The organism is Micromonospora sp. NPDC049101 (genome assembly GCF_040648675.1).
In the GTDB taxonomy this organism is placed as follows: Bacteria; Actinomycetota; Actinomycetes; order Mycobacteriales; family Micromonosporaceae; genus Micromonospora.
This window is the reverse complement of sequence record NZ_JBEZED010000029.1, coordinates 13,204-39,482: the sequence shown is the minus strand read 5'-3', so window position 1 is coordinate 39,482 and position 26,279 is coordinate 13,204. Positions and strand designations below refer to the sequence as shown.

Here is a 26,279-nt window from a genome sequence, read left to right as displayed (position 1 = left end):
GAGGGAGGAGGGGCGGTGCCGTGCGCGGCTCGGGTGACGGGGCGACCGGTGTGGTCTCATGCACCTGGTCTCTCAGGTGACCGGATGTCATCGCCGAGCTATCGAGCAATCGCGGACCGTCATCAGAAAACCCCAGAAGGTGCGCCGCCTGCAAGTTCCAACATCGATTTACGAACCGCCGCGATCTCGTTTTCCCGACACCTACCGGACACATCGGCATGTCGTCGGGGTGGGCGCCCGCGGCGGGCGTGGCACACGCGACGCGGAGGTGACACCGGTGGTCTCAAAAATGGGGTTGCCACTGCCGGTCGGACGCCCGGCGGAGGCTCCCCGGGGGGCGATGCGCCGGCGGCGCCCCGGCCCCGCCGCTGGGGGGCGGGCGCGCGGGATCACCCTGCCGTGGTGACCTGGACCGCGACGCGCCGACGACCCGGCACCCTGGGCGGGGGGCCGGGTCGTGGGACGGCTGCGGGTGCCCGCGCCGACGGGCGTGGGACGGGTGCCGCTCAGTCGGCGGGCAGCGCCTCGATCAGCGACTCGGTGCGCGGGCTCACGCGTGCCTGGCTGGTCCGGACGCCGTTGACCCGGAACCCGCTCTGCTCCAGCAGCGCGCGCATCTCCGCCTCGGTCCGGTCCTGACCGCCGAGGACCACGAGCATGTGCAGGTCGGCGAGGACGCCGGGATGGAACCCGTCGGTCGTGGGAAGCAGGTGGTCGATGACGATCAGCCGCCCGTCCGGGCGGATCGCGTCGCGCACCGAGCGCAGCAGCCGCAGCGCCTCGTCCTCGGCCCAGTTATGCAGGACACGGGACAGGAGGTAGGTGTCGGCGCCCTGCGGGACGGAGTCGAAGAAGCTCGCCGCGACGATCTCGCACCGATCGCGTACGCCCTGCTCGGCGAGGTGCGCCGGTGCGTCGGTGACGCAGGAGGGCAGGTCCTGGAGGACGCCACGGGCGGTCGGCTGCCGCCGCAGGACGGCGGCCAGCAGCGTCCCGATTCCCCCGCCGAGATCGACCACCTGCTCGCAGCCGGAAAAGTCGTACTCGTCGAGGACGCTCGGCGTCGAGTCGGTCACCCCCATCGTCTTGTTGAAGATCTCGTTGAGCTCGGGATGGGTCTCCAGGTAGGCGAAGAAGGGTTCGCCGAAGACGTGCTCGAAGGCCGGCCGGCCCGTCCGTACGGTGTGCATCACGTCGGCCCACGCCCGGAACGTCTCGCTGCCGTGCAGCATTGTGCCCCAGCGCAGGCTGCGCGGTGCGTCCGAGCGCAGGGTCGCGCCCATCGGCGTGATGCTGAACGCCCGGTCGGGGTGCTCCCGCAACACGCCGAGCGCGGCGAGCGTGCGGCAGAATCGGTAGAGCGCGCCCTCGTGGGCCTCGCACACCTTGGCCAGGTCTGTCACCGGCGTCGGCTTGTCGCCGAGGTGGTCGGCGACGCCGAGGGTGGAGGCGACATAGATGGACTGTGCGATCCACGGCCCACCCATCAGGTGCAGCCGCAGCATCTCCTCGGTCGGGTCCTTCGGGGTGGGGTCGGTGCGGTCGGTTCCGGTCATGAACGCCACCTCTCTCGACATACTTTCCAGGCTAACGGAACACGATTCGCGCCCGGGTGGTCAAGAGCGCGACCGGTGCGAGATGTGAAGCCTCCGCGCCGGACAGTTCAGAATGGACCGCGCGCAACTTCTTGAGAACCGTTACGGAAGCGCTCCGTATTGCAATTTGTCAATTAATTCTCTGCCTTGACCGGCGGCCTACTGCGCCGGCATGATGAGGCAATCAGCGAATTCGAAACTGCGGCCACCGCCTGAACAGACGGTGTGCCCGGGCCCGTGTGCACTCCGGCCGCCGCAGGATCGTCCATCAACTTTTTCCAGCATGCGGCACCCGTCCGACGTCGACGGCGGCGCCGCACGGCTGGCCGTCCGACCACCATTACCGTGACCTCGAAAGGTGTACCGGATGTCGCAGCAGTTACGTATCGGAGTGCTCGGCGCGGGCTGGGGCGCCGGCCTGCACCTGGAAGGCTTCCGGCGGGTACCGGGCGTCACGCTCGCCGCCCTCAGCAGCCGGACCCGTTCCCGTGCCGAGCGGCGGGCCGCGGAGTTCGGCGTCCCGCTGGTAACCGACGACATCGACGAGCTGATCGAGGCCGTCGACGTGGTCTCGGTCGCGACCCCGCCGGCCGCCCACCTCGACGCCGTGCTCGCCGCCGTACGCGCCGGCCGGCACGTCCTGTGCGACAAGCCGGTCGCGCTGACCGCACCCGACGCCCGCGCCATGCTCGACGCGGCCGAGCGTGCCGGGGTACGACACGCGAGCGGCTTCATCTGGCGCAACGATCCCGCCCTCGTTGAGCTGCGACGGCTCCTGCGCGAGGGCGCGATCGGGCCGGTACTGGAGGTCCACTCGACCGGCGCGCTCGGCGTCCCGGTCCTGCCCATGACCTGGATGTACGAGGCGGGTGACGGCGGCGGGGCGCTGGCACAGCACGGCAGCCACGTCATCGACCGGGCGCGCTGGCTCGTCGGCGCGGAGGTGACCGCGGTCTGCGGCCGGCTGCACCACGACGTCAAGGAGGCCGTGGTGGCGGCCGACTTCCACGACATCACCGACGCCTTCGCCTGGGCCCGCCAACACCACGGCACCACGGTGGACGCGCCCCGCGCCCCGGTGCGGGCCGACACGGGGTACGACTTCGTGGCGACCTTCGACAGCGGCGTGCGGGCGCGGTTCTGGGAGGCCTGGCACCTGGCCGGACCGGCCGAGGACGAGGTCGTGGTCTTCGGGGAGACCGGCACGCTGCGCTGGCGGGGTGCCAGCGGTCTGACCCTGCACCGCATCGGCGCCGCCCCGGAGGTACGCGACGTGGACCGGGCCGCCGGCTCGGGCGCCAACACGCCCCGCGAAGTCGGGCTGGCCCGCTGGGGCGAGCTGGCCACCGCCTTCGTGGCGGCGATCAACGGCGCGGCGGACACCGGGCACCCCACCCTCACCGACGGCTGGCGGGTGGCGGGGATCTCCGACGCCGTACGCCGCAGCCACCACAGCGGACGGTGGGAGGAGGTCCGATGACGACCGACGACCAGCGCGTGCGCATCGTGTTCCTGCTCCGGCTGCGACCGGACTCGGCCGAGCGCTTCCGGGCCGCCTACGAGGCGGTCCGCTGGAACGTGGCCCGGACCGACGGGCACCTGGGCGACCAGCTCTGCCAGTCGGTGGGCGACCCCGACCAGTGGATGATCACCAGTGAGTGGGAGAGCCTGGAGCACTTCCTGGCCTGGGAACGGACGGACGCCCACCGGGAACTCGCGGCGCCGATGATGGCCTGCGTCGTGGAGCGATCCTCGCTGCGCTTCGTGGTGCGGGCGGCCACCTCCGGCGCCGCGTCGGGAGCGCGGTCGTGACCGCCCCGGGCCCGGTCGTCGTCGCCGGCGGCGGCGTGGCCGGGCTGGCCACGGCGCTCGGGCTGGTCCGCCTCGGGCTGCCCGTGACCGTGGTGGAGCGCGACCCCGAACCCGCGAGCGGCGGTGCCCTCGGCGTGCAGAGCAACGCCGTCCTGGCGCTGCGCTGGCTCGGCATGGCCGACCGGGTCGTCGCGGCCGGAGTGCCGGTCGAGGACTACGTTCTCACCTCGTGGCGCGGACGGCCGCTGGCCCGGTGGTCGCCGGGCGTGATCGGGCGGGAACTGGGCGCGCCGAGCGTCACCGTACCCCGCGCGGTGCTGTCCCAGGTCCTGCGTGCGGCCCTGCCGGCCGGTTGCCTGCACGCCGGCACGGTCACCGGGTTCGAGTCGCGACCCGACGGGGTGCGGGTGCGGTTGGCCGACGGCACCACGCTGGCCGGTGCGCTGCTGGTCGGCGCCGACGGCGTGCACTCCCGCATCCGCGAGCAGGTCGTCGGTACCGCCGCACCGCTGCGGCACGCCGGCTACACCTCCTGGCGGGGCACCGCGGAGACCACCACCGACACGATCCGGCGCGGCACGGCGCGGCACGTCTTCGGCGTCGGTCGGACCGTCGGCATGTGGCCGCTGCCCGGCGCGCGCACCTACTGGGTGGCCACGGTGGCCGCGCCGCCGGACCCGGACGGCACGCGCCTGCTCGACGGGAGCGGTTACGCCGAGCTGCGCCGAGCCCTGTCCGGTGCCCCCGAGCCGGTGGCCGCGCTGCTCGACCACACCGCGGCCGAGGGGGTGCTGCGTACCCCCATCTACGACCGGGACCCGGTCACCCGCTGGCACGTGCCGGGCGCCGTTCTGGTCGGCGACGCCGCCCACCCCATGCAACCGACCACCGGCCAAGGCGCCGCGCAGGCTCTGCTGGACGCGGTCGCGCTCGTCACCGAGCTGGCCGCGGCGGACTGGTCGGCGCCCGGCTCCCTCGACGCGGCGCTCGCCCGGTACGCCGCGGTACGCCAGCCGGCCACCGCCGAGGCCGTCCGGGACGCCCGCGAGATCGGACGGCTCCAGCACGCGGACAGCCCGGTCGCCGGATTCGTCCGCGACACGGTCCTACGGCTGACCCCGGGACGGGTCTGGCAACGCCGGGCCGCTGCCCGCCTCGACGAACTGGACCTGCTGCGCCGGGCCGGAGAGCGCACCGTGCTCCCCGTCCGCCCGGGCAGCGCCCCCACGACCGACGATGGAGGAGTGTGATGGAACGCTACGGCCTGACCTTTCCGGTCCGACCCGAGGCCGTCGACGAGGTGCGGCGCGTCCTGGCCGACTACCCCCGGCCGCAGACCCGGATCGCCGACGGGGTCGCCCTGCTCGCGACGACGGTCTTCCTCTGGCGTGACCGGGTGGTCCGGATCATCGACGTGACGGGTCCGTTCGAGCGAATCATGGCCCACCTCTCGGCCGACCCGGCGATCCGCGCGACCGAGGCGGCGCTCAATCCGTACCTGGTGGAGCAGCGGGACCTCGACCGTCCCGAGGCGGCGCGCGGCTTCTTCCGGCGGGCCATGATGCGCCGGGTCGTGCACCGCGAGACCGCGCCGGAGCTGCTGCCCAGCGACCCGACCGGACCACGGACGAGGCTCGCCCTGGCCTATCCGACGAGCCCCGGTCGGGGTGACGACCTGGCCGCCGTCCTCGCCGAGGCGGGCGAACTGCCGGTAAGGGCCGCCCCGCGAACGGCACTGGCCAACACCACCGTCTTCCAGCACGGCGACCTCGTCATCCGGTTCGCCGAGGTGGCGGGTGACCTCGACACGGCCCAACGGCATCTCAGCCAGGCGGTGAGCCGGGCCGCCACCACCGGCCGCCTCACCGGCCTGCTGCGACCGGGCACCGACCTGGGCACGCAGGCGGGCTTCGCGGAGTTCTTCCGCGACCACCGGTTGACCCTCGTCGCCGACCGCCGGGCCGAGGAGGTGGTCCGGTGACCCGCCCCGGCGGGGAGGGGCAACGCGGCCCCGGTGGGCGCGGCGGTCCCGGTGGGCGCGGCGGTCCCGGCGCGACGAGCACGCCACCGGACCTGTCCGACCGGACCGTGGCGGTGATCGGGCTGGGCACCATGGGCAGCGGCATGGCGAGCCGACTCGCCGCGACCGGTGCCACCCTGCGCGTGTTCAACCGGTCCCGGGCCGCGGCGGAGGCGTTCGCGGCGAGCCACGCCGCCACCGCCGCCGCCACACCTGCCGAGGCGGTCGACGGAGCGGACCTGGTCCTCGTCTCGGTCGCCGACGACCAGGCGGTTCGTGACGTGCTCCTCGGCCCCGCCGGGGTCCATGCCGCCCGTCGTCCGGCCGGGGTGGTGCTGAACACGAGCACCGTGTCCCCGGCGACCCTGGACGCCGTGGCCGCGCACCTGCCGCTGCTGGCAGCCGGCATCCTCGGCAACGGCGAGCACGCCCGGGAGGGCCTGCTCCGCTGGTACGTCGGCGGGCCGGAGCCGCTGCTGCGGCGGGCGGAGCCGGTGCTGGCGGCGCTCGGCCAGCAGGTGCGCCACCTGGACGGACTGGCCGCCGGGATGCGCCTCAAGATCGCCATGAACCTCCTGATGGGCCTGGAGATGCAGGCCATGGCGGAGGTGGTCGCCCTGGCCGAGTCGGCCGGCCTGTCCCGCCGCTTGGTACTCGACGCGATCGGCGAGAGCGGGTTCGCGGCGCCGGTGATGCGCTTCAAGGCCCGCCGGATGGCCACCGACTCCTACGCCGAGCCGGACTTCCGCCTGCGGCTGATGGCCAAGGACCTCGCGTTGGCCATGGCGCAGGCGGCGGAGAGCGGCACGTCACTTCCGATGACCGCCGCCGCCACCCGTACCCACGCCACGGCCGTCACCGTCGGGCTGGGCGACGCTGACTGCGCCGCCGTGCTGCGGGTGCTCGCCCCTGCGGTGGAGGCGGCGCGGTGACCATCGACGTGCACGGCCACATCAGCCCGCCGGAGTCGCTCCGGCGGTTCCCGATGCCGCCGAGCCTCGGCGACGTGACCGGCATGATCGAGCGCAAGCTGGCCCTCGGCGTGCGGATGACCATCGTCGGCAGCCCGGTCGGCGCTGGCGCGATGGTACCTCTGCCGGGGGTGGACAACTACGCGCAGAGCGACGACGAGCTGCGCCGGTTCCACGACTGGATCGCCGCGACCGTCGCCGCGCATCCGGCCCACCTGCGAGGCCTGGTGTACGCCAACCCGTTCGGCGACGACCGGCACCTGGCCGGTGTCGCCGATACCTACCGGGGCGGGGAATTCGTCGGGCTGATCGTCAACACCAGCGTCAACGGGCGCTACCTCAACGACGGCCGGGCGGACGCGTTCTTCGCGCTGGCGGCGGAGGTGGGCGCCCCGGTCGTGCTGCACGCTCCGGCGGCCCCGGTGGCCGGGACGGGCCTGTCGGATCTGCGGTTGCTCGAACAGCTCGGCCGGTTCGGTGACGTCACCATCGGCGTGGCCTGCTGCCTGCTCGGCGGCTGGTTGGACCGCTACCCCGGGCTGCGACTGGTGGCCACCGGTGGTGGGGGAGGACTGGCGCTGTTGACGGAGAGACTCGATCTGATCGCGTCCATGCCGCACTGGCGGGGTGCCCCCCGCGGCGGCCCGCCGCCGACCGCCGGGCCGCCCTCCCCGGTCGCCGCCCCGGACGCGGTCGCCGGGTTGCGTCGGCGACCCAGCGCCTACCTGGAGCACGTCTGGTTCGACACCGCCACCCCGAGCCGGGCCGGCCTGGCGGCGAACCTCGCCGCGTTCGGCGGGCGGCGGCTCATGTTCGGCACCGACTCGCCGCCGTTGCTGGACGTGGTGGAACCCGGGCTGGCCGCCATCGACGCGTTGCCGGTCGACGAGGCCACCCGGGACGACATCCGCTGGGGCAACGCCGCGCGACTGTTCGGTCTCGCCGCCCCCGATGCCAGAGTCGACGCCGGCCGTCCGGCGTCCGCCGCCCCGACACCCGTCGGGGCTCCCGACCACCGGCGCGCCAACGGCGCGGCTGCGACGCGCGAGGAGTACCCGTGACCCCTGCCACCGAAAGCACCGCCGTCCCCCCGCCCAGCGACCGCGCGGTGGTCATGCGGCTGATGTTCGGCGCGTGGCTGCAACAGGCCCTGTACGTGGTCGCCAAGCTGGGCGTCGCGGACGCGCTCACGGCCGGCACCGCGACGGCCGACGAGTTGGCCGCCCGCGTCGGCGCCCACCCCGGCGCGCTGGCCCGGTTCCTGCGCGCGCTCTGCTCGGTCGGGCTGTTCGCGGAGCCGGAGCGGGGCCGGTTCGCCCTCAACGGTCCCGCCGAACTGCTCCGCTCCGACGTCCCGGACAGTCATCGCTACATCGCCATTCTGCACGGTGAGGAGGCGTACGCGGCGTGTGCCGAGGCGCTGCACACCGCGCGCACCGGTCAGCCCGCCTTCGACCGGGTGTACGGCAAGCCGTACTTCGACTACCTGGCGGAGAAGCCGGAGGCCCGGGCCACCTTCGACGCGGCGATGGGGCAGCAGACCCTCGTTCCGTTGGTGGCCGAGACCTGCGACTTCTCCGGTGCACAGCGGATCGTCGACATCGGCGGTGGGATCGGGGTGTTCCTCAGCTCCGTGCTGGAGCGCACGCCGGGTGCCAGCGGGGTGCTGTTCGACCTGCCGCCGGCCGTCGAGCGGGCCGAGCGGAACATCGCGCGGCTCGGCCTGACCGACCGGGTGAGCGTGGTCGGGGGGAGCTGCTTCGACGCCGTACCGGCCGGTGGGGACGTCTACAGCATCGTGCGGGTGCTGCACGACTTCGACGACGGGCAGGTGCTGACGGTGCTGCGCAACGTGCGGGCGGCCGTCCGGCCCGACGGCCGGCTGTTCGTGTTCGACGCGCTCCTGCCGGAGAGCAGCGGTGTTAACCCGGGGCGCCTCGCCGACCTGGGCATGCTCATGGTGCTCGGCGGCCGTTACCGCACCGGAGCGGACCTGGCCGAGCTGGTCGCGCGGGCCGGCTTCGAGGTCGTCGGGATCCGGCACGCCCCGCCCGGGTCCGACCCGCGCGCCGAGAGCGTGCTGGAGGCCCGGCCGGTCTGAGCCGACCTCCGCCCGGCCGTGGGCCCGGTGACCGCCGGTCACCGGGCCCACGGTTGCTCAGGAGGTGCCGCCGGTGACCCGGATGATCTCACCGGTGATGCTCTTGTTGACCGGCGCGGACAGGAAGACGATCGCGTCGGCCACGTGCTTGCAGGACGGCAGGGCGCCGGTGGGCAGCCGGTCCGTCTGCTCCTTCATCAGCGGCTCGGGGATGTCGAAGGCGAGCTCCTTGCCGTCGATCACCCAGCCCGGCATGACGACGTTGGCCACGACCCCGTCCCGGCCGGCCTCCCAGGCGATCGTGCGGGTGGCCCCGTAGAGCGCGGACTTCGCCGCGACGTAGGGCACCGAACCGACCATGCCCCGCTCCACCAGGGAGGTGGAGAGGTTGACGATGCGACCGACGCCGCTGGCGCGCAGGGCCGGCATCGCCGCCCGGAGCACGCGCAGCGTGCCGGCCAGGTTCGCCTCGATCAGGTGTTCCCAGTCGGAGTTGTCCTTCTCGAAGGCGGAGACGCGCTCGGTGGGGTTGTGGTCGGCCCAGCGCACCGCGTTGTTGACCAGCACGTCCAGGCCGCCCCAGTGGCCGACGACCTCCTCGACCAGACGGGCGCCAGCGTTCGGCTCCTCCAGGTCGAACTGCGTGATGTACGCCTGACCGCCGGCCTGGCGTACATCCTCGGCGACCTTCTCGGCCGCGTCCTTGCGACTCTGGTAGGTCAACGCCACCCGGGCGCCCTCGCGCCCGAAGGCGACCGCGGTGGCCGCCCCGATGTTGGACGATCCGCCGGTGACCAGCACCGCGCGATCGCGCAGCCCAAGATCCATGTGTTCCTCCTCGACGAAGATACTTTCCCGGCTAATGTATCGGATCGGATGCGCGTCGCGCGCCCCTCGTCGTCGGGTGTCCCCGCCGACGCGCCGCGCGGGCCGCCGGCCACCGGCCGGCCGTGCCGGCGGTCGGCCGGTGGTGCCCGTCCGGGTTGGACAGAAATTGTGGAATCAATTTCCCGCATGCTTCGAAATATGATTCGAGTGGGTAGCGAATCGATTTGTCGAAGCATCTAAATCGTTGACAATGATGAATGCGGAAAGCTAATCTTGGGCTGCGATTGCCGGCACCGGACCACCCATTGGAGCGCCATCGGAAACCGGTGGGCGGCGGTGTCGACCAGCGGAGTCGGCCGGCATCAACACGGCCGGTTCCCCGGCGCGTCGTCTGCGCCGGCGCCGTCTTTTCGTCCACTAGCCGCCCCGCCGTTCGTGCTGACAACACACGACGGCCGGCGGTGCCTGCACGCCCGGGAAGGACCGACATGACCAGCATCGAATCCTTGGCCGACGGCGCGAGCACGGCAGTGCCGCTGCACCGTCGTCCCACCGATCGGCCCATCGGGTTCGCCCGGCTCGCCGACGCCCCGGTCGACCGCCGGCGCGGCGGTGTGCTCCGGCTGTTGCTCAGCCCCCGGACCGTGGGCAGCACCTCCGGTTTCATGGGGGTTGCCACATTGGAGCCGGGTGAATGGATCGCCGAGCACTACCACCCCTATTCCGAGGAGTTCCTCTACGTCGTCAGCGGTGACCTCCAGGTCGACCTCGACGGCGAGCCGCACCCGATGCGCGCCGAGGAGGCACTGCTGGTGCCGCCGGGCACCCGCCACCGCCTGCGCAACCCGGGCACGACGACCACCACCGTCGTGTACCACCTCGGCCCGCTGGCGCCCCGCCCCGAGCTGGGCCACGTGGACACCGAGGCGGGCCCCACGGGTGGTCGGGCGTGACCCGCCGCGTCGCGGTCACCGGGCTCGGCGTGGTCGCGCCCGGGGGGATCGGCAAGAAGGCGTTCTGGTCCCTGCTCACCTCCGGCCGCACCGCCACCCGCCCCATCAGCCTCTTCAACGCCACGAACTTCCGGTCCCGCATCGCCGCCGAGTGCGACTTCGACCCGGAGGCCGAGGGGCTCACCCCCACCGAGATCCGCCGGCTCGACCGGCACATCCAGTTCGCCCTCGTCGCCGCCCGCGAGGCCGCGGCGGACGCCGGCCTGGCGGTGACCGAGGAGTCGGCCGGGCGGGTCGGGGTCACCATGGGCTCCGCCGTGGGTTCGACCATGCGGCTGGAGGACGAGTACGTGGTGGCCTCCGACGGCGGTCGCAACTGGCTGGTGGACGCCGGGCACGTCCAGCCCTTCCTCTACCACGCGCTGATCCCCAGCAGCCTGTCTGCGGAGGTCGCCGCGGACGTGGGCGCGGCCGGGCCGGTGCTGACCGTGTCGACCGGCTGCACGTCCGGGCTCGACTCCGTCGGGTACGCCTTCCAACTCATCGAGGACGGCAACGCCGACGTCGTCGTCGCGGGCGCGTCGGACGCCCCGATCTCACCGATCTCGGTGGCCTGCTTCGACGCGATCCGGGCGACCAGCTCGCGCAACGACGACCCGGAGCACGCCTCCCGGCCGTTCGACGCTGACCGGGACGGCTTCGTCCTCGCCGAGGGCGCGGCGGTGCTGGTGCTGGAGGAGCTCGGGCGGGCCCGGGCGCGGGGCGCTCACATCTACTGCGAGGTGGGCGGCTTCGCCACGCGTGGCAACGCGTACCACATGACGGGACTCACCCGGGAGGGGATCGAGATGTCGGTCGCCATCGACGAGGCGCTGCGCCAGGCGCGCGTCGACCCGACCGGCATCGGCTACGCCAACGCCCACGGTTCGGGCACCAGGCAGAACGACCGTCACGAGACCGCGGCGCTCAAGCGCAGCCTGGGCGCCCACGCCTACCGGACTCCGACGAGCTCCATCAAGTCCATGGTGGGACACAGCCTCGGGGCGATCGGCGCGATCGAGCTGGTGGCCTGCGTCCTCGGCATGGAACACGGGGTGCTGCCGCCGACGGCGAACTACGCGACCCCGGACCCGGAGTGCGACCTCGACTATATCCCCAACGTGGCGCGCGAGCGCGCGGTCGACGCTGTGCTCAGTGTGGGCAGCGGCTTCGGTGGGTTCCAGTCGGCGGTCGTGCTCGACCGGCTGGGAAGGCGTAGCCGATGAGCGCCACGACGGTCGTCACCGGGATCGGCGCGCTCGCCGCCACCGGTACCGGCACGGAGGAACTGTGGCGCGCGGTACGCGAGGGCCGCCAGGGCATCGGACCCATCACCCGGTTCGACCCCAGCGGGTACCCGGTGCGCCTGGCCGGCGAGATCGCCGACTTCGACCCGGCCCGTTGGGTGGACAGCCGGGTCGTGGTCCAGACGGACCTGTGGACGCACTTCGCACTCGCGGCCACGTCGATGGCGCTGGAGGACGCCGGGCTCGACCCGGCCGCGCTCGACGACCCGTACTCGGTCGGCGTCACGACGGCGTCGTCGTCCGGCGGCAATCTCTTCGGCCAACGGGAGATCCACGCCCTGTGGTCGAAGGGGCCCCGGCACGTCGGGCCGTACCAGTCGATCGCCTGGTTCTACGCCGCCTGCACCGGGCAGATGTCCATCGCCCACGGCATCAAGGGGCCGTGCGGCGTCGTGGCCACCGAGTCCGCCGGCGGGTTGGACGCGCTCGCGCACAGCCGGCGGGCCGTGCGCCGGGGGACCGCGGCGATGGTGACCGGCGGCACCGAGGCGCCGGTCGGCCCGTACGTGCTGGTCTGTCAGCTCACCGGGGGCATGCTCAGCCGGGTTGCCGACCCGGCGGTGGCCTACCTGCCGTTCACCCCCGCCGCGGCGGGTTATCTGCCCGGCGAGGGGGGAGCGGTGGTCGTGCTCGAGGACGCGCGGCACGCGCGCGACCGCGGCGCGGAGCCGGTGGCCGTGGTGTCCGGATGGGGCTCGACCTTCGCCGGCCGGGTGCCTGCGGGCGCCGACGACCGGCAGGGCTGGGCCCGCACCGCCGCGCCGCTGGCCCGGGCCGTCACCGTCGCCCTCGACGACGCCCGGCTGGACCCCACGGACGTGGATCTGGTCTTCGCCGACGCGATCGGTCTGCCGGAGGCCGACGCCGCCGAGGCCGAGGCGCTGTACCGCGCGCTCGGCCCGCGGGCGGCGACCGTGCCGGTGGTCGCTCCGAAGACCGGCTTCGGCCGGCTGTACGCGGGCAGCGCCGCCCTCGACTCCGCCCTGGCCGCGCTGGCCCTGCGCGACGGTGTCGCGCCGACCGCGCCCGGCCTGCCCCGGCCCGACCCGGCGCTGGGCTTGGACGTGGTGACCGGTGACTCGCGGTCCGTCGCCGCCCGCCACGCGCTGGTGCTGGCCCGGGGAGTGGGCGGCTTCGCCTCAGCCCTGGTGCTCAGCCGCCCCTGAGACGCAACCCAACTTCACCGACGTCAAGGAGACGACATGTCCGACAAGCAACTGCACCTCGACGACCTGGCCGAGATGGTCACGCGGTGCGCCGGTGTCCCCGTCACCCCGGCCGTGCTCGCCGCCGACCCGGCCTTCGCCGAGCTGGGCGTCGACTCGCTCGGCGTGCTGGGGGTCGTGGCCGAGGTCGAGAACCGGCTGGCGGTCTCCCTGCCCGACGGGGCCGATGGCCTGGACCGGCCGTCGGACCTGATCAGCCTGGTCAACGACCGACTCGCGCGGAGCGCCTGAGATGGCGGCGCACACCGAGAACGAGATCGTCATCGACGCCCCGTACGAGCTGGTCTGGTCGATGACCAACGACGTCGCGCGCTGGCCGGACCTGTTCAACGAGTACGCCGCAGCCGACATCCTGCACCGCGACGGGGAGTACGTGCGGTTCCGGTTGACCATGAACCCGGACGAGCAGGGGCGGGTCTGGTCGTGGGTGTCCGAGCGGCTCACCGACCCGGCCCGTGGCGTGGCGCACGCGCACCGGGTCGAGAAGGGACCCTTCGAGTACATGTTCATCCGGTGGTCGTACGAACGGACGCCGGCTGGGGTACGGATGCACTGGACGCAGGACTTCGCGATGGCGCCGGGCGCACCGGTCGACGACGCGACGATGGCCGCGAACATCAACACCAACTCGATGCGTCAGCTGGCGCTCATCCGGGACCGCGTCGAGGCGGCGGCCCGGCCGCACCCGGCGGAGGTCACCCGGTGACCGCCGTCGAGTCGGGGCCCGTCCGCACGGCGGACCCGGTGGACGCGCGGGTGCTGCTGGAGCGGGCCCGCGACATCGGCGCCGAGACGGCCGGCCGGGGCGCGGAGATCGAGGCCGCCGGCACGCTCCCCACCGACCTGGTGGAGCGGCTGCGGGCCGCCCGCCTGTTCGCCATGGGACTGCCGCGCGACCTCGGTGGTGTGCAGGCGCCGCTGACCACCATCGTGGAGGTGATCGCCGAACTCGCCCGGGCCGATGCCTCCACCGCCTGGGCGACGCTCGTCGGCAACACCTCCGTGTTCCTGTCCTGGCTAGAACCGGACGCCGCCCGTGCCGCCACCGCCGGCGGCCGGGACCCGATCGTCGCCGGCTCGATGGCACCCACCGGCCGCGGGGAGCCGGTCGGGGACGGGTTCCGGGTCAACGGGCGCTGGGCGTTCGTCAGCGGGTCCCGGCACGCCGACTGGTACATGGGTGGGATGACGGTCGTCGACCAGCGGCGCTCGGGCCCGCCCGAGCTGCGTACCGCCTTTTTCCGGCCGGCGGACGTCACCGTCGATCCCACCTGGGACGTCATCGGCCTGTGCGGCACGGGCAGCAACGACGTGCTGGTCTCGGACACGGTGGTGCCGGCCCGGCACACGGCCGCTCCGCACACGGGGCCCGCCTCGTTCGACACGCCCCTGACCCGGCTCACGCCGTACAACATCCTGATGGTGTTGTTCGCCGGTGTGCCGCTGGGTGTCGCCCGCCGCGCCCTGGACGAGCTGACCGGGCTCGCCGCCACCAAGCGGCGGGCCGGCTCGACGGAGCGCCTCCTCGACGATCCGGCGGTCGGGGACTTCGTCATCGGCGCGGAGCCGGCCCTGCGGGCGGCCCGGCTGGTGGTGTTGGACGTCCTGCACCGGACGGAGGCGCGGCTGGGCGCCGGCGCCGAGCTCGACCCGACCGAGCGGGCGCAGGTGGCGGCGGCCGGCATGCACGCGATGCGGGTCGGCTGGGAGGTGACGCTTGGGGCGTCCCGGTTGGCCGGCACCGGCGCGACCGCCCGTGACAGTGCGCTGCAACGCTTCCTCCGCGACCTGGCGGCGGCCCGGCAGCACATCGCCTTCGGGCCCGACCTGCGGGTCCGTACCGCCCGTTCGCTGCTCGGCGCGCCCAGCGCGCCGGCCCTGTTCGGCGTGTGACCGGCCGGCACCGCCCGGCCCACCCGGCCGGCCCAGACAAGGAGACGAGCATCATGAGCACATCCATCGCGTACCCGCCCGGCCGGGGCGGGGCCACCGCGCCGCGCGCCGGCGACCCGGTCGCCGCCGCGGCGGCACTGCACGACGAGCTGAACCGGCGTGCGGCCGAGGCGGAGGCGTCGCGCCAGTTACCCGACGACGTCGTGCGGAGTCTGCGCGAGGCCGGCCTGTTCTCCCTCGCGCTGCCCCGGCGCCTCGGTGGACGCGAGGCCGACCCGCGCACCATCGTCGAGGTGGTCGAGCTGCTCAGTCACGCCGATCCGGCGGCCGGCTGGAGCGTCCTGATCGGTCAGGGCGCCGGGTTCCTGGCCTGGTTGGCTCCGGAGGTGGCGGACGAGATCGTGGCCGCCACGCCGGCGCCGATCGTGGCCAGCAGCTTCGCGCCACTGCCGCCGGCCGTTCCGGCGCCCGGCGGCCACCGTCTCGCCGGCCGGTGGCCCTACTGCTCGGTCAGTCGGCACGCCGACTGGCTGATGGGTGCCTTCCTGGCCCCGGCGCCCGGCGGGCCGCCGATGCTGCGGTTCGGGTTCCTGCCGGCCGGCGACTGGACCGTGGCCGACACCTGGGACCCGGCCGGTCTGGTCGCCACCGCCAGCAACGACGTCGCGGTCGACGGCGCGTTGCTGCCCGAGCGGCGCACCGCCGATCCACGGACCGAGGCGGCGCGCGAGCCGGGCCCGCTCTACCGGCTGTCCCTGTTCACCCTGCTGCGGGTCTGCCTCGCCGGGTTCCCGCTCGGTGTCGCCCGCCGCGCGTTGGACGAGATCACCACCATCGTCACCCGCAAGTCACGCTCGGCGAGCCGGCAGCCGCTGGCCGCCGATCCGCTGGTGCAGGCGGAGCTGGCCCACGCCGAAGCGGCGTACCAGGCCGCGCGGGCCGGTGTGCTCGCTGTTCTCGACGAGCTGTGGGCGCAGGCCCAGCGCGGCGAGGCCGTCGACCCGGTCCTGCGGGCGCGGTTCGCCGCCTCCGTGCAGTTCGCCATGCGGACCGCGCTGGACGTGGTGGAGTCCAGCTTCCGCATCGCCGGCGGCGGGGTGCTCTACCGCACGGGCACCCTGCAACGCCTCTGGCGTGACCTCCAGGTGGCGGCCAGCCACGTGGTGTTCGGGCCGGACAGCGTACGCCGCACCGGCCAGGCGTTGCTCGGCCAGGACGTGCCGGTCGCGCTGCTCTAGCGCGGACGCCGGGATCCGCCGGCCGGTGCGGCGGTGGCTTCCCGGTGTGAGCGATCGGCCCCGGGACGGTCCCGGGGCCGGACGGTGCGTGCGCCGTCGGCAGGAGGAGGGACGGAAATGGACACCGGACTGGCTGAGCGGGTCGTGCTCGTGACGGGCGGGTCGTCGGGGATCGGCGCCGCCGTCGCCGAGGCCTACGGCCGGGAGGGGGCGCGGGTCGCGCTCACCTATCGCAAGGAGGAACAGGCCGCCGCGGCCGTGGCCGACCGGATCCGGTTGGCCGGGGCGGCGGCACTGACCGTGCCCATGGAGCTGGAGGACCTCGACTCGGTGACCGCGGCGGTCGCGACCGTCGAGGCGACCTGGGGGCGGGTGGACGTGCTGGTGGCGAACGCGGTCCGCTGGGGCGGCACGGCACCAGACCCCACGGTGCGGTTCGAGGACGTGCCGGTCGAGGAGTGGCGGGCGATGCTCGGTGCCAACGTTGTGGGCGCCGTCGCGGCCGTACGCGCGGTGCTGCCCGGCATGCGCACCCGGGGCTGGGGACGGATCGTGCTGATCTCCTCGGGGGTGGCCGAGGAGGGCCGGCCCGGGCCGGGCCCGTACGGGACGGCGAAGTCGGCGCTGCACGGCCTCGCCCGCGCGCTGGCCTGGGAGGGGGGCCGAGACGGGGTGCTGACCAACGTGGTGGCCCCCGGGCTGACCCCCACCGCCGACCGCCGGCCTCCGGCGGCCCTGACCGACCGGCTCGCCGCCAGCGTGCCGTCGCGGCGGCTGTCGGGCCCCGACGAGGTGGCCCGGCTCGTGGTCTTCCTCGGCTCCGGCGCCAACGGCAACGTCACCGGGGAACTGGTCCGGGACGGCTCCTCGACCGCCCGCGCGCCGTACGTCGGCGGCTGACCGCCCCCCGCACCGATGCGAGAGCCCCCGACCCGTGGTACGGGCCGGGGGCTCCGACGTGTGCGCTCAGTACCGGTAGTGCTCGGCCTTGTACGGGCCCGCCACCGGCACCCCCAGGTACGCGGCCTGCGCCGGGGTCAACTCGGTGAGCCGGATGCCCAGCGCGGACACGTGCAACCGGGCCACCTTCTCGTCGAGGTGCTTGGGCAGCATGTGCACCCCGAGCGGATACCGGTCGGCGTGGCGGAACAGCTCCAGCTGGGCGATGACCTGGTTGGTGAACGACGTGGACATGACGAACGACGGGTGGCCGGTGGCGTTGCCCAGGTTGAGTAGGCGCCCCTCGGACAGCACGAGCACCGCGTGCCCGTCGGGGAAGACCCACTCGTCCACCTGCGGCTTGACCGGTACCCGGGTGACGCCGGGCTGGCGGGCTAGCCCGGCCATGTCGATCTCGTTGTCGAAGTGGCCGATGTTGCCCACCACGGCGTTGTGCTTCATCCGGGCCATGTGCGCCGCGGTGACCACCCCGACGCAGCCGGTCGCGGTGATCACGAAGTCGGCGCGGTCGAGGACCTCGTCCAGGGTGTTCACCTCGTAGCCGTCCATGGCGGCCTGCAGGGCGCAGATCGGGTCGACCTCGGTCACGACGACCCGGGCGCCCTGGCCCCGCAGGGAATCGGCGCAGCCCTTGCCCACGTCGCCGTAGCCGCACACGACGGCGAGCTTGCCGCCGATCAGGACGTCGGTGGCCCGGTTGATGCCGTCCACCAGGGAGTGCCGGCAGCCGTACCGGTTGTCGAACTTGGACTTCGTGACCGAGTCGTTGACGTTGATCGCGGGAAACCGCAGCGTGCCCTGCCGGGCCATCTCGTAGAGGCGGTGCACGCCGGTCGTCGTCTCCTCGCTGACGCCCCGGATACCGTCGGCCACCCGCTGCCACCGGTCGCCGTCGGTGGCCAGCGACCGCCGCAGCAGCGCCAGCAGGGCCACCTGTTCCTCCGGGTCGTCGTCGGCCGAATAGGGTACCGCGCCGGCGGACCCGTACCGGGCACCCAGGTGCACCAGCAGCGTGGCGTCCCCGCCGTCGTCGAGGAGCAGGTTCGGACCGGTCGCCGGTCCGCCGGCCGGGTCGGGCCAGCTCAGTGCCCGCTCGGTGCACCACCAGTACTCGTCGAGCGTCTCGCCCTTCCAGGCGTACACCGGCACGCCGGCGGGGGTGTCGACGGTGCCGTCCGGGCCGACGACCACCGCGGCGGCGGCGTGGTCCTGGGTGGAGAAGATGTTGCAGGACGCCCACCGCACCTCGGCGCCGAGCGCGACCAGGGTCTCGATCAGGACGGCGGTCTGGATCGTCATGTGCAGCGACCCGGTGATCCGCGCACCGCGCAGTGGTCGCGCCGGGCCGTACTCGTCGCGCAACGCCATCAGACCGGGCATCTCGTGTTGGGCCAGCCGGATCTCGCGGCGGCCGGCGGCGGCCAGCGACAGGTCCGCGACCCGGAAGTCGCCCTGGGCGACGGTACGGGGCGGGACGGCCAGGTCGACGGTCATGGCGTGGTCTCCTTCGTGGTCGGTGCCCGTTCGGCGCGGGCGGTACGGATGTCGGCGGCGGCGGCCCCGCCGTACGCCCCGGCGAGCCGGTCGAGGAACCCGTCCGGGTCCCAGCGGTACTCCTGGGCGCCCGGGTGTTCGAGCACCACGGCGGCGAGGCCGCAGCCGACCTGCGCGGCACGCTCGTCGCCCAGACCCCAGGACAGTCCGGCCAGGAAGCCGGCCCGGAAGGCGTCCCCGCCACCGGTGGGGTCGACCACCACCGTGCCGGCGACGCTGGGTACGTGCAGGGTGGGGCGCCCGGGGCGCTCGACGCGTACCCCGTCGGGGCCGTCGGTGGTCACCCAGCCGGCGACCCGGCGGGACACCTCGTGCGCCGCCCAGCCGCTCTTCTCCAGGAGCAGGCTGCGTTCGTACTCGTTGGAGAACAGCAGGTGCGCGCCCTCGACGAGTTCCCGGATGTCGTCGCGGCCGAGGGTGGCGAGCTGCTGGGACGGGTCCGCCGCGAAGCGGTACCCGTGGCGGCGGCACTCGCGGGTGTGCCGCAGCATGGCGTCCGGGTCGTCGGGGCTGATCAGCACGAGGTCGACCGGCCCATACGCGTCGACCAGCGCGGGCAACGCGATCTGAGCCGCCTCGGTCATCGCGCCGGGGTAGAAGGTGGCCAGCTGGTTGCCGGCGAGGTCGCTGGTGCACAGGAATCGGGCGGTGTGTCGGCTGGTCGAGGTGTGCAGGGCCCGCAGGTCGACGTCGTTGTCGGCGAGCCAGGAGCGGTAGTCGCCGAAGTCGAGGCCGACGGCGCCGACGGGGATCGCGTGGACACCGAGCCGGCGCAGGCCCAGCGCGATGTTGGCGGCCACGCCGCCCCGGCGGATCGTCATGCTGTCGGCGAGGAGCGAGAGGGAGATCCGTTCGGCCTGGTCGCGAATGATCTGGTCGGCGATCAGCCCGGGAAAGGTCAGCAGGTGGTCGAAGGCCAGCGAGCCGGTGACCATGATGCGCATGAGGGCACTCCTGGGGAGGATGCGGGTTCAGGACCGCGGCGAGGGTGTCCGGTCGGAGCGCGGCTGCTTGATCGCCGGCGGGTAGACGCTGGGCACCTCGGGGGCACCGGCGGACCGCCCGACCTCGATCAGGCCGAGCCAGAGGTGACGGCCGACGAGGCGAGCCACGCGACGCAGCCGTGCGCCCAGTGACGGGGTCGCCGCCATCTCAGACGCCCACCATCTGTCGCAGCTTGGCCGCCCGGTCGGTGGCCTCCCAGGTGCGCTCCGGCGTCTCCCAGCCGAAGTGTCCGTACGCGGCGGTGTCGGCGTAGATCGGCCGCAGCAGGTCCAGGTCCCGGATGATCGCGGCCGGGCGCAGGTCGAAGACCTCGTCGACGGCGGCGGTGATCCGGTCCACCGGCACGGTGTTGGTGCCGTGGCACTCGACGGCGAGGCTGACCGGCCGTGCCTTGCCGATCGCGTACGCCACCTGCAACTCGCACCGGCTGGCCAGGCCCGCGGCGACGACGTTCTTGGCCACCCAGCGCAGCGCGTACGCCGCCGAGCGGTCGACCTTCGACGGGTCCTTGCCAGAGAAGGCGCCGCCGCCGTGGCGGGCCATCCCGCCGTAGGTGTCGACGATGATCTTTCGGCCGGTCAGCCCGGCGTCGCCCATCGGCCCGCCGATCTCGAAGCGGCCGGTCGGGTTGACAAGCAACCGGTAGTCCCGGGTGTCCAGGTCCAGGGTCGCCAGGACGGGGTCGACCACGTGCTCCCGGATGTCGGGTGCCAGCATGCCGTCCAGGTCGATGCCGGCCGCGTGTTGGGTGGAGATGACGATGGTGTCCAGCCGGACCGGGCGGTTGCCGTCGTACTCCACGGTCACCTGGGTCTTGCCGTCCGGTCGCAGGTACGGCACGGCGCCGTCGCGGCGGACGTCGGTCAGCCGGCGGGCGAGCCGGTGTGCGGCGGCGATCGGCAGCGGCATCAGCTCCGGCGTTTCGGCGCAGGCGTAACCGAACATCAGCCCCTGGTCACCGGCACCCTGCCGGTCGGCGTCGTCCAGCAGGTCACCCTCGCGGGCCTCCAGGGCTAGGTCGACACCCTGGGCGATGTGCGGTGACTGCACGTCGAGCGAGACCGAGACGCCGCAGGAGGCGCCGTCGAAGCCCTTGGCGGACGAGTCGTACCCGATGGCGAGAATGCGTTCCCGAACCAGCGCGGCCACGTCGACGCGGGCGCGGCTGCTCACCTCGCCGGCCACGTGGACCTGTCCAGTCGTGACGAGTGTCTCCACGGCGACCCGGCTGGCCGGGTCTGCGGCCAGCATGGCGTCGAGCAGGACGTCGCTGATCTGGTCGGCGATCTTGTCGGGATGCCCTTCCGTCACCGACTCGGATGTGAACAGGTGTTGACCCACTGGTCCCCCTCGGAGCGTGATGGCACGGGTCGGCGGGTGGTCGGGCGGCGGTGCCGTCGGAACCGGCGGGGTGCCTCGTTGCGCCCCGGGGTCGGCCGGTCTGGTCCGCGCCGGGCGGGTGCCGCCGGCACCCGCCCGCCCTGCGCCGGTACACAATTGGACGGTCGTGCGCGGTTCTTTGATCGCCGCAGCATATTCGCGAACGACGATTAAGTAAAGGCGCTCGGCGGTACGATCGGTCGAATCGCTGCTCTGCGGTATTACGAGCCGCATCGTTCTGGATAACGTCGTGCCAAAGCCCGGATGAGGCACTTACGCGGGCCCGCTCCGGTGCGTTATCTTCGACCTCGGAAGCGACCCGTCTGCCCTATGAGCTGCGCGGGGTGGGGCGCCGTTCCGACCGTTGCGTCCCGCAGGTGCCCTGCGAGACGCTGTCGGCGCCGGGGGAGGAAACGTGTGCCACTATTTTTCCCGAACGTCGTCCGACCTTTTTGATAATTGTTCTACGGTCCCGTCTCGTATCTGTTCGGCACCGCGCCGGTGACGTCGGATCGTCGATGGGAATGGTCGCAGTCGGCCGACGCCGACGTCGAGGAGAGGAACCAGGCCGTGACCGAACGCCCTGTCCGCATCGCTGTCATCTACTACAGTTCCTCGGGCACCGTGCGACACCTGGCAGAGGGGGTGGCCGACGGTGCCCGGCAGGCCGGTGCCGAGGTGCGGGTGCGCCAGGTGCCCGGCTTCGACCCGGACACCGAGCCGCTGGACGCGTCGCCGCCCAGCAACGGCGACCTCGCGTGGGCCGACGGCATCGCCCTGGGCACCCCGGCCCGGTTCGGCAACGTCGCGGCCGAACTCAAGCGCTTCATCGACGGCACGCACCCGCTGTGGGCCGAGGGCGGTCTGACCGACAAGGCTGTCACCGGTTTCACCGCCGCCGCCTCCACGCACGGTGGCCAGGAGGCCACTCTGCTGGCCCTCTACCAGTCGGTCTACCACTGGGGTGGGCTCATCGTCTCGGCCGGCTACGTCGACCCCGTGCAGCGGGCGGCGGGCGGCAACCCGTACGGCGCTTCGGCGCGCAGCAACCGCCTGGGGGAGGTGGACACGGACACGGTTGGTGCCGCCCGGGTCCTCGGCGGCCGGCTCGCCTCGGTGGCGGGTCGACTCCGTCTCGTGCCCGTGCCGATCGGCTGACCCGGCCGGGCTGGTCGCCCGGCCGGCCCGGCAGCACCCGCGTCCTACGTGAGGAGTCCGATGCCCAGAATCGCGTTCGTCCTTCGCCGCCGTGCCACCGACCCGTCGGTCGCGATCCCGCCGCCCGCCGCCCCGCTGCCGCCGCGCGCCGGAATCGACCAGGGCGTCTGGTACGCCTTCCACGACCTGCTCATCGACCTGGTGGACCGCGACGGCCCGCCCGCCGCCGACGCCCCGCCGGACCTCGACGGCGAGGTGGACGCCCTGCGGACCGCGCTCGCCGGCCTGGCCGTCCCCTACGGCGAGGGCGCGGCGGGGACCGTGGCCCACGAGTTCTACCGCTACCAGTCCGCCGAGCGCTCCGCAGGCCGGCACCGCAGTCTCATCGTTGCCCGGGTGGCCGAAGGCGCGGAGGAGAAGGTCGCGGACTTGTTCGCCGAGTCCGACGCCGGCGAGCTACCCGCTCTCGTCACCGTGACCAGTCGCAGCCTGCTGCGGGTGGGATCGCTGTACCTGCACTACATCGAGGCCGAGCAGCCGGTGGCACCACTGGTCGCGCGGCACCGGGACCACCCGGAGTTCCGCTCGGTCAACGAGGGGCTGGCCGAGTACGTCGCCCCGTACGATCCGTCGACCTGGCGCGGGCCGGCCGACGCGATGGCGCGGGAGCTGCGCCACTGACGCCGTACCGGCGCTGTCACGTCATGCCCGTGCCCCGACCGACGTCGGTCGGGGCACGGGCGGGTGCAGCGGCGGGCCTCAGGCGCCGGCTGCCTCCGGGGCCGACGGGCCCGCGCCCGGCCCGGGCACCGACGCGGAGCGCCGGGGTGCGGCGAGCAGGGCGAGGACGGTCAGCACGGCGGCGACCGCCCCGACCGCGTAGGCGGGCGTGGTGCGGGCGATATCGGTGTCGACCAGTTGCCAGGCCAGCGCGCTGGCCGCCGGACCGACCGCGAAGCCCAGGTTGAGCACGAGGGCGGAGAGCGCACCGGCGGTGGCACCGAGCTGCGGCGGCGTGGAGGTCATCACCGCGGTCTGGGTCGAGCTGGCGATCAGGCCGGTGCCCGCCCCGACCAGGGCGAGCCGCCAGGCCACGTCCCCCACGCCCCACGTCGGACCGGCGGGCAGCATCAGCACGGCGCCGGCCAGCAGGAGGAGCGCGCCGAGCACCGCCATCGGATGGGCGCCCCAGCGGTCGGTAAGTGTCCCGCCCAGCGGCGCGAACACCACCATGCCGGCGGACAGCGCCAGGATGGTGAACCCGGTGACGCTGGTGGAGGCGCCGATGCCCCTGGTCAGCAGGAACGGGGTGAGGAACGTGAGCACGCCGTTCAGCGTCGCCGCGAAGAACAGGCCGAGCATCCACCGGTTGACCATCCGGTTGCGCAGCAGTTGCACCACCGGCCGGGCGTCGCGGCGGCGCAGCCAGAGCGCCCCGGCCACGACGGAGGCCACCAGCAGCACCGCGCCCACCGCGAGACCGGCGCCGAGCCGACCGAACTCCTGCAAGCCCAGCACGAGCGCGGCACCGGCGATGCCGAGCAGCGCGGCGTCGACCAGCCAGCGAGCCCGCGGCGGCCGTAGCCGGGCGTCGGAGGCGGGCACCGCGGTCCACGCGAGCCAGCCGGCGACCAGGCAGACCGGCACGTTGATCAGGAAGACCCACTGCCAACCGGCCCAGTCGATCAGCAGACCGCCGCCGGCCGGGCCGATGGCGCCACCCAGCGGGCCGAGGGACGCGGCCACGCCCATCGCGCGGCCCATCGTCGCCGGGCGCACCGAGATCGCGATCGTCGCGAGCACCAGCGCGGAGATGAGCGCGCCGAAGAGCGCCTGCACGACCCGCGCGGCAACCATCATCTCCAGGGACCGGGAGGTGGCCACCAGGATGCTCGCGAGGCCGAAGCCGGCCACCGCGAGCACGAACGCCTTCCGCTTGTCGACACCGTCGCCCCACCGCCCGGCGGGGAGGATGAAGGCCACCATGGGCAGCGCGTAGGCCAGGATCACCCACTGCATCGCCGACGGGGACGCGTCGAACTGCCGGCCCAGCGTCGGCAGGGCGACGCCCACCACGTTGAGGTCGACGGCCGTGATGAACACGGCGAGCCCGCACGCGACCACGGCGCCCCACCGGTCGCGGGGCTCCGGAGCGGCGGCGGTGGGCCCGTTGACCGCCGCGGAGGCCGTCATGCCGCGGCCTGCCGTCCGGCCACGAAGTGCCCGGCGGCGGTGGCCAGGCGGGCGCCGTACGCGCGCGCGGCGTCCAACTCGTCGTCGCGCGGCGCCACCTGCCCGTAGCGGGCGTAGGCGGAGACGCCGTACGGGTTGCCGGCGCCCCGCAGGGTCTCTCCGGCGTACCCGGGCGGCACGATGATGGCCGCCCAGTGGTGGAAGGTGTGGGTGAGCGCCAACAGGGTGCTCTCGTGCCCACCGTGCACGGTGCTGGCGCTGGTGAAGCCACCGACGCACTTGTCGACCAGCTCGTCGCCGAACCAGAGGCCGCCGGCCTTCTCCAGGAAGGCCGAGATCGGGGTGGCGAGGTTGCCGAAGCGAGTCGGGCAGCCGATGGCGATGGCGTCGGCCCACCGCAGGTCGTCCGGCGTGGGCGGGGGCAGGTGGTCGGTCTCGGCGAGGTTGGCCTGCCAGTCGGGGCGGGTGGCGATCGCCTCGGGCGGCGCGGTCTCGGGAGCGCGCAGCAACCGCACCTCCGCCCCCACCTTCTCGGCCCCGTCCACCATGGCCTCGGCGAGCCGGCGCACCGTGCCCGAGGCGCTGTAGTAGACGACGGCGACCTTGACCTGGGTTGCGAGCGGCACAGTAACTCCTTACTGATCGCTTTGTTTAGCCGGCTTAGCTTATCGGCCGTATCGGGCATCATCAACGCGGCCGACCCGGTTGGTTCGCGCGGTGTCGGACACGTGCCGGGCCGTGGGCTGGGCGGTCGCCGAGCACCTGCGCACCGATCTGACCGACGCCGCCCGCACCGATGCCCTCGTGCGGCGCCGCCCGCCGGCCGGGCTGGTGTTCCACTGCGACCGCGGCTGTCAACTGAGGTTCAAGGAGTCGTCGCAACACCGGCTCGTTGCAGCGACCTTAGGTGGGAACTCCTCGAAGATCTGTCCAGCAAGCAGCCGTTGGCGACGAACGTACGGAAGTATCTGCTCTCGGGTGGCTTCAGGCCGGAAACACCGTTAGCGAGACAGCCCTGCCGACTCGGCGAGCTGGGGGCCTGGGCGGTGGTGTTGTCCGGCATCGGGCTCTCGACGATGACGGCAGAGGCGCCAGGGTGGGTCTCGCCGATGACCTCGGGCTTCTTCGCGGCGAGTTGGTCGCGGCGTTCGCCGACGGGGTCTCGGGCGATGGTGACCACCAGGCTGGTGCGGTGTCCAGGAGGGTCGGCTGCTTAGTGAACGGACTGCCCCAGTCGGAGCCGGCCTGGCTGGACAACATCGGCATAGGTCCCGAAGCAGGCCGCACGCCCCAGCCCGGCCACCGGGATGCGGTAGTGCCGGGCCAGGGCGCTCAGCACCGAGAGGTCGGCCGGCAGTTCGGCCTGGGGGAGCCCGGGAATGACGCACCTCGGAGTGGGCAGGACCACCCGGAGCACGACATCGCCCAGGCGTAGTTCCTGCCCCGGTTCGGGGTCACGCGGTGCGTCGATGACCAGGTTCGGGCGAAACCGCTCTGCGTCCACACTGATACCTCCCATGCGCTCACCCAGCAAAGACAGCGCACCAGTGGTCACAATATGAACGGCGCCGAAGTCGACGAACCGGCCGACCCGCTCCGCGCCCGCGATCGCCGTGATCGTTTCCTGACCGGGCCGGGCACCGCCCATCCAATCCGGCACCATGCCGACCTCATCAGGCAACGTCCGGTGCAGCCTCGCGTTGGGCGGCAGCTCCCGGCTTAGCCGCACCGGCCGGCCGAGGTGCTTGCTGAGTGTCGAATCTGCCGCGGCGCTTCCGGCTCGCAGCGACGTGCCGTCGACATGCAGCGTCAACGTCGTCTCCGGGCCGTCATCCCGCATTGTCGTACCGACATCGAACAGGCGACCCCATCGTCGGGGGTGTTTGGCACTGCCGACTGTCCCATCCAGGCAGTCGATGCAGGCCCACGTCCGATCGCCGCGCAGACCGGTCGACTCGACATCAGCCGCCTCGAGAGCCTCACCCCGGGCGCTCTTGAGCGGGTAGCGCCGGAGGGCGACAACCGTCTGCATGACGATTATGCTGC

26 protein-coding genes are annotated in these 26,279 nt (G+C 73.3%); 17 read left to right on the top strand and 9 right to left on the bottom strand.

The genetic code is table 11. From position 1 onward, the window contains the following. Nucleotides 1-506 precede the first annotated feature (506 nt). Nucleotides 507-1,556 (bottom strand): methyltransferase, encoded by a 1,050-nt coding sequence (locus AB0B57_RS30195; RefSeq protein ID WP_357077333.1) that lies wholly within the window; start codon nt 1,554-1,556, stop codon nt 507-509. A 406-nt stretch (nt 1,557-1,962) separates the two neighbouring features. On the opposite strand from AB0B57_RS30195, the gene AB0B57_RS30190 reads away from it, so the two are divergent. Genes AB0B57_RS30190 through AB0B57_RS30160 form a run of 7 tightly spaced genes read left to right on the top strand, consistent with a single transcriptional unit; the run spans nt 1,963 to nt 8,499 of the window. Further along, entirely contained in the window at nt 1,963-3,075 is a 1,113-nt protein-coding gene (locus AB0B57_RS30190) for a Gfo/Idh/MocA family oxidoreductase (protein WP_357077330.1), read from the top strand. Then, nucleotides 3,072-3,407: an antibiotic biosynthesis monooxygenase family protein gene (locus tag AB0B57_RS30185; protein ID WP_357077327.1), complete on the top strand. Its 336-nt coding sequence runs from the start codon at nt 3,072-3,074 to the stop codon at nt 3,405-3,407. The genes AB0B57_RS30190 and AB0B57_RS30185 overlap by 4 nt, the downstream gene beginning before the upstream one ends. Beyond that, entirely contained in the window at nt 3,404-4,657 is a 1,254-nt protein-coding gene (locus tag AB0B57_RS30180) for an FAD-dependent oxidoreductase (RefSeq protein WP_357077324.1), read from the top strand. The genes AB0B57_RS30185 and AB0B57_RS30180 overlap by 4 nt, the downstream gene beginning before the upstream one ends. Continuing rightward, nucleotides 4,657-5,388 carry a SchA/CurD-like domain-containing protein gene (locus AB0B57_RS30175; protein WP_357077321.1) on the top strand — a complete coding sequence of 244 codons (732 nt, stop codon included), beginning with the start codon at nt 4,657-4,659 and terminating at the stop codon, nt 5,386-5,388. The genes AB0B57_RS30180 and AB0B57_RS30175 overlap by 1 nt, the downstream gene beginning before the upstream one ends. Beyond that, nucleotides 5,385-6,359 (top strand): NAD(P)-dependent oxidoreductase, encoded by a 975-nt coding sequence (locus AB0B57_RS30170; RefSeq protein WP_357077316.1) that lies wholly within the window; start codon nt 5,385-5,387, stop codon nt 6,357-6,359. Before AB0B57_RS30175 ends, AB0B57_RS30170 begins: the two co-directional genes overlap by 4 nt. Beyond that, nucleotides 6,356-7,459, top strand: coding sequence for an amidohydrolase family protein (locus AB0B57_RS30165; protein WP_357077313.1), 1,104 nt, complete (start codon nt 6,356-6,358; stop codon nt 7,457-7,459). Before AB0B57_RS30170 ends, AB0B57_RS30165 begins: the two co-directional genes overlap by 4 nt. Beyond that, the gene (locus tag AB0B57_RS30160) at nt 7,456-8,499 is read left to right on the top strand and encodes a methyltransferase (RefSeq protein WP_357077310.1); all 1,044 of its coding nucleotides are present in this window, start codon (nt 7,456-7,458) and stop codon (nt 8,497-8,499) included. The genes AB0B57_RS30165 and AB0B57_RS30160 overlap by 4 nt, the downstream gene beginning before the upstream one ends. A gap of 57 nt (nt 8,500-8,556) precedes the next feature. Here the strand turns inward: AB0B57_RS30160 and AB0B57_RS30155 are convergent, their stop codons facing one another. Next, nucleotides 8,557-9,327, bottom strand: coding sequence for an SDR family oxidoreductase (locus AB0B57_RS30155; protein ID WP_357077307.1), 771 nt, complete (start codon nt 9,325-9,327; stop codon nt 8,557-8,559). A 488-nt stretch (nt 9,328-9,815) separates the two neighbouring features. Between AB0B57_RS30155 and AB0B57_RS30150 the strand changes: the two genes are divergently transcribed. From AB0B57_RS30150 to AB0B57_RS30115, 8 genes are all read left to right on the top strand, one after another. Continuing rightward, on the top strand, nt 9,816-10,280 hold the full coding sequence (locus AB0B57_RS30150; RefSeq protein WP_357077304.1) for a cupin domain-containing protein: 465 nt from the start codon (nt 9,816-9,818) through the stop codon (nt 10,278-10,280). Next, nucleotides 10,277-11,545, top strand: coding sequence for a beta-ketoacyl-[acyl-carrier-protein] synthase family protein (locus tag AB0B57_RS30145; RefSeq protein ID WP_357077301.1), 1,269 nt, complete (start codon nt 10,277-10,279; stop codon nt 11,543-11,545). The genes AB0B57_RS30150 and AB0B57_RS30145 overlap by 4 nt, the downstream gene beginning before the upstream one ends. Then, a complete protein-coding gene (locus AB0B57_RS30140; RefSeq protein WP_357077297.1) occupies nt 11,542-12,792 on the top strand; it encodes a beta-ketoacyl synthase N-terminal-like domain-containing protein in 1,251 nt (416 codons plus the stop codon). The genes AB0B57_RS30145 and AB0B57_RS30140 overlap by 4 nt, the downstream gene beginning before the upstream one ends. A 36-nt stretch (nt 12,793-12,828) precedes the next feature. Continuing rightward, entirely contained in the window at nt 12,829-13,083 is a 255-nt protein-coding gene (locus tag AB0B57_RS30135) for a phosphopantetheine-binding protein (protein WP_357077294.1), read from the top strand. A gap of 1 nt (nt 13,084) precedes the next feature. Continuing rightward, on the top strand, nt 13,085-13,558 hold the full coding sequence (locus AB0B57_RS30130) for an SRPBCC family protein (RefSeq protein WP_357077291.1): 474 nt from the start codon (nt 13,085-13,087) through the stop codon (nt 13,556-13,558). Continuing rightward, the gene (locus AB0B57_RS30125) at nt 13,555-14,745 is read left to right on the top strand and encodes an acyl-CoA dehydrogenase family protein (protein WP_357077287.1); all 1,191 of its coding nucleotides are present in this window, start codon (nt 13,555-13,557) and stop codon (nt 14,743-14,745) included. Before AB0B57_RS30130 ends, AB0B57_RS30125 begins: the two co-directional genes overlap by 4 nt. Nucleotides 14,746-14,798: 53 nt before the next feature. Continuing rightward, nucleotides 14,799-15,983: an acyl-CoA dehydrogenase family protein gene (locus tag AB0B57_RS30120; protein WP_357077284.1), complete on the top strand. Its 1,185-nt coding sequence runs from the start codon at nt 14,799-14,801 to the stop codon at nt 15,981-15,983. Nucleotides 15,984-16,100: 117 nt separating this feature from the next. Next, nucleotides 16,101-16,883, top strand: coding sequence for an SDR family oxidoreductase (locus AB0B57_RS30115; protein WP_357077281.1), 783 nt, complete (start codon nt 16,101-16,103; stop codon nt 16,881-16,883). 66 nt (nt 16,884-16,949) lie between these two features. Here the strand turns inward: AB0B57_RS30115 and ahcY are convergent, their stop codons facing one another. Genes ahcY through metK form a run of 4 tightly spaced genes read right to left on the bottom strand, consistent with a single transcriptional unit; the run spans nt 16,950 to nt 20,843 of the window. Continuing rightward, entirely contained in the window at nt 16,950-18,437 is a 1,488-nt protein-coding gene (gene ahcY / locus AB0B57_RS30110) for an adenosylhomocysteinase (protein ID WP_357077278.1), read from the bottom strand. Continuing rightward, a complete protein-coding gene (locus AB0B57_RS30105) occupies nt 18,434-19,441 on the bottom strand; it encodes a carbohydrate kinase family protein (RefSeq protein ID WP_357077275.1) in 1,008 nt (335 codons plus the stop codon). The genes ahcY and AB0B57_RS30105 overlap by 4 nt, the downstream gene beginning before the upstream one ends. Before the next feature lie 27 nt (nt 19,442-19,468). Next, a complete protein-coding gene (locus AB0B57_RS30100; RefSeq protein ID WP_357077272.1) occupies nt 19,469-19,648 on the bottom strand; it encodes a hypothetical protein in 180 nt (59 codons plus the stop codon). A gap of 1 nt (nt 19,649) precedes the next feature. Continuing rightward, nucleotides 19,650-20,843 carry a methionine adenosyltransferase gene (gene metK / locus AB0B57_RS30095; protein ID WP_357077269.1) on the bottom strand — a complete coding sequence of 398 codons (1,194 nt, stop codon included), beginning with the start codon at nt 20,841-20,843 and terminating at the stop codon, nt 19,650-19,652. A 609-nt stretch (nt 20,844-21,452) separates the two neighbouring features. Between metK and AB0B57_RS30090 the strand changes: the two genes are divergently transcribed. Together AB0B57_RS30090 and AB0B57_RS30085 are read left to right on the top strand one after the other, a co-directional pair. Further along, nucleotides 21,453-22,040: an NAD(P)H-dependent oxidoreductase gene (locus AB0B57_RS30090; RefSeq protein ID WP_357077266.1), complete on the top strand. Its 588-nt coding sequence runs from the start codon at nt 21,453-21,455 to the stop codon at nt 22,038-22,040. A gap of 321 nt (nt 22,041-22,361) precedes the next feature. Next, the gene (locus tag AB0B57_RS30085; protein WP_357077473.1) at nt 22,362-22,721 is read left to right on the top strand and encodes a TcmI family type II polyketide cyclase; all 360 of its coding nucleotides are present in this window, start codon (nt 22,362-22,364) and stop codon (nt 22,719-22,721) included. Between the two features lie 78 nt (nt 22,722-22,799). On the opposite strand, the gene AB0B57_RS30080 is transcribed toward AB0B57_RS30085, so the two are convergent. The 3 genes from AB0B57_RS30080 to AB0B57_RS30070 form a co-directional block, all read right to left on the bottom strand. Continuing rightward, the gene (locus AB0B57_RS30080) at nt 22,800-24,233 is read right to left on the bottom strand and encodes an MFS transporter (protein WP_357077262.1); all 1,434 of its coding nucleotides are present in this window, start codon (nt 24,231-24,233) and stop codon (nt 22,800-22,802) included. Further along, nucleotides 24,230-24,859: an NAD(P)H:quinone oxidoreductase type IV gene (gene wrbA / locus AB0B57_RS30075; RefSeq protein ID WP_357077259.1), complete on the bottom strand. Its 630-nt coding sequence runs from the start codon at nt 24,857-24,859 to the stop codon at nt 24,230-24,232. The genes AB0B57_RS30080 and wrbA overlap by 4 nt, the downstream gene beginning before the upstream one ends. A gap of 587 nt (nt 24,860-25,446) precedes the next feature. Continuing rightward, on the bottom strand, nt 25,447-26,265 hold the full coding sequence (locus AB0B57_RS30070) for an MOSC N-terminal beta barrel domain-containing protein (protein WP_357077256.1): 819 nt from the start codon (nt 26,263-26,265) through the stop codon (nt 25,447-25,449). Between the last annotated feature and the right edge of the window lie 14 nt (nt 26,266-26,279).